Source organism: Candidatus Pantoea deserta, from assembly GCF_003813865.1.
GTDB classification, from domain to species: Bacteria; Pseudomonadota; Gammaproteobacteria; order Enterobacterales; family Enterobacteriaceae; genus Pantoea; species Pantoea deserta.
The window spans coordinates 1-2,794 of the sequence record NZ_RMVG01000045.1 but is presented as its reverse complement, the minus strand read 5'-3'; the positions used below and the strand labels follow the sequence as shown (position 1 = coordinate 2,794).

4 protein-coding genes are annotated in these 2,794 nt (G+C 54.5%); all 4 read left to right on the top strand.

Annotation, left to right across the window (positions count from 1 at the left end; translation table 11 throughout):
- Positions 1-129: 129 nt before the first annotated feature.
- The 4 genes from BBB56_RS23190 (at position 130) to BBB56_RS23180 (ending at position 2,573) form a co-directional block, all read left to right on the top strand.
- On the top strand, positions 130-495 hold the full coding sequence (locus BBB56_RS23190; RefSeq protein ID WP_123803244.1) for a hypothetical protein: 366 nt from the start codon (positions 130-132) through the stop codon (positions 493-495).
- A gap of 26 nt (positions 496-521) precedes the next feature.
- Positions 522-731, top strand: a complete 210-nt coding sequence (locus BBB56_RS23185) for a hypothetical protein (protein WP_123803243.1) — start codon at positions 522-524, stop codon at positions 729-731.
- Positions 716-874 (top strand): hypothetical protein, encoded by a 159-nt coding sequence (locus BBB56_RS23565; RefSeq protein ID WP_158673964.1) that lies wholly within the window; start codon positions 716-718, stop codon positions 872-874. The genes BBB56_RS23185 and BBB56_RS23565 overlap by 16 nt, the downstream gene beginning before the upstream one ends.
- A 703-nt stretch (positions 875-1,577) precedes the next feature.
- The gene (locus BBB56_RS23180; protein ID WP_123803242.1) at positions 1,578-2,573 is read left to right on the top strand and encodes a Hok/Gef family protein; all 996 of its coding nucleotides are present in this window, start codon (positions 1,578-1,580) and stop codon (positions 2,571-2,573) included.
- Positions 2,574-2,794 lie beyond the last annotated feature (221 nt).

Here is a 2,794-nt window from a genome sequence, read left to right as displayed (position 1 = left end):
GATCACCGTGCTGATAATGAAGGCGCTGGGCTATCAGTGATGTTACCGAAACATCAGGGGTAACCGGATTAATTTGAGCTGTAGACAGGCTAACTGAGCTTATCTACAGCCACTAAAGGAAACTGAAAAATGGATTATACCTTCTGGCTTATAGCGCTGTTTACCGTAGTGGATTTATGGGTGTTAATGACCGCGCGTAGCATTGATTTTGGGAAGAGTGACAGCTTTGGCAATAAAACCCGACTGGGCAAGTGGCTGAAGCGTAATATGCGCCTGGACTACGTCGCGGCGGGTTGCTGGATGATGCTTGCACCGAATTTCTTAAGGCTGGTCTTTACTGTTCTGATGTATGCGAATCCGGAAGGATATTCAGTTTCTGACGCCATGAAAGAAGCAGGACTGATTGTGCAAGCTTTGCTGATGATCTGTGGCCTTTTTACACTCGTTGTCGCTTTCCTGAGTGGCGGCATAGCTGAAGCGCGGCGTAGATCGTAAAGAAACCGCACAAGTAAGGATGAGACGTGATTGAAACAGGACCGTCGCCGGAACTAGGCATTGTGTTTAAAGTTGTGGCGTTCATTTTAGTAGCCTATTTTGTTAACGGGCTGTTCGAAATGATGCGCACCTACGGAGAACGTAGGGAAATGCATAAAGAGCAGCAAAACGTCCAGAAAGCTGAAACCTATATAAAATCAGATACATCAGAGGAGCGGCAATGCTTGAAATCATGACTGCACCAGAAGGCGAAGCAGGAATGAAATTGTTAGCTGCTGTTTCAGTTTTAGCGCTCATATATGGTCTGACGGGCTTATACAGTAATCTTGTCTGGTGTATCGAGAACCGCAGAGACAGAAAGAAAAAGAGCAAAGCCTGACATCGATAGCCCCGGAAGGGGCTTTTTTTATGCCTGCGATCGGGAAAATAATTGCGCCTGCATCGGGCAACGCCTGAAAAGCGGGCGGCCCTGCGGGCCGGGAAAAGACGGTGCTGACGCACCGTCTCTCTCCCTTCGCCTGCGCTTTCTCTCTCCGGGACGCTGTCTCACGGTCTTCTCTCTCTGCTTCCTGCTGCTGTTAATCCCTCTGCTGTGCTGTAGCTGCTGCTCCTGCTTTATGTTCATAAAGGTCAACGGCATAAACAGCCTGATGGCCCCCTTCGGCTCCCCGGCGTTGCCGGGTCGTCGAGCCCCACTCCGCTAACCGGCAAAGCCGGTAAGCTCCGCCGAATCCCTTCGGGGTTCGGGCCTGACGGCTAGGGTCTGATGGCGAACGGCCAGGTCAACCCCTGCAGCGGGCTTTCGCCCGCGCGTTCACTGGCCACAAAAAGGCGTGGCCGCTGAGGGCCGGACCGGCATAAGGCCGCCGTCCGGGGTGTGTTCATGCCCGCTTCCCCGTCAGTGAGGCTGTTCCGGTCATTCCAGGCGCGGAGGGCTGGTCGTAGCACCGTCATTCATCAGACACAAGGGTGAAATGCACGCCTGCGGCGCCCTTGTGTCTGCTGCCTGCCGTTGCTCCTTTGCCCTTTGCCGCGACTGGATCGACCGAAACATGAAACCTCACACGCACAGGAGAACTGCCATGAACACACACAACATCAACGTCAACACCGCCACGCCAGAATCTCCCAAAACATGGGTTAAAACCCCTGAATCCGTTTACTTCACGCGTAAAACAGCTGCGCTTGCTGAACTGGCAAAGATTGAGGGCGACATGATGGTGTACTGCGCGCTGGAACGCCTGGGCATTGATGATGAAGATCCGCACGAGTCTGCTTGTGTCCCGCTGATTGCGCACAACAGGATCGGTGAGCTGGCAGCAATGGGCGCCATAGACTCACCGGCAGTGTACGAGATGGTGATCGCGGTTGATGCAATGATTAACGAGCTGGACCCTGCCGTGTCACCTGACGCGCTGCCATCTTTGAAAGAGTTCCAGGCGGCGGCGGGCGAAAAAAAGGCGCAGTGCCTGGCTGAGATTCTGGAAAGGCTGAAGCCCTTCAGCGTGGACGTGTGGGGACAGATGGAGTTCCCGGAAGAATACTGCTCATACGAAACGTACTGGACCAGCAGCAGCATGCATCTGGGGCGCGCGTGGACAATTTCTGCGGCACTGGAAATGGTCAGCGCGGCCTGGATTAAAGGCGAATGGAATCCGCGCGAAGAGGGTCGGGATTATTATGACGAGGATCAGGGACGCGATTTCGGCCCGGTAAGTTTCAAACCCTCACTTATCGTCATCAGTGATGAAAAGGGTAAAACCGTGCTGACAGGTAACGCAGCCGACCTGAGCTGGAATGAACATGTGACCGATCCTGCTGAGATTGCCCGTGTCAAAGCGGTACAGGAGGAGCTGCTTGATAACGCGCGTTTTGAAAGTGGCTGGGATAACTATGAGACGGCGCGCCAGCTGCGCAGTAAGGCGAAGGAAATGGGCAAAGGCATCGTAGATAACGCCTGGCAGGGGCATGCAGAGGTAACGGCAGCGCTGGCAGGTTTTATCCATCCCGTTCTGGTTCACCTCAGCGAGGAGTGGGACGACGGGGAATATGAGGCAATGCTTACTGACTCGCTGTAAGCCTGCGATTTGAGACCAGCCCCGGCAGGGGCTTTTTTTATGCCTGCAATCGGGAAAGGTCATTGTGCCGGTAGCGGGCATCGCCGTAAAAGCGGGCGGCCCTGCGGGCCGGGAAAAGACGGTGCTGACGCACCGTCTCTCTCCCTTCGCCTGCGCTTTCTCTCTCCGGGATGCTGTCTCACGGTCTTCTCTCTCTGCTTCCTGCTGCTCTCTGTTCTAGT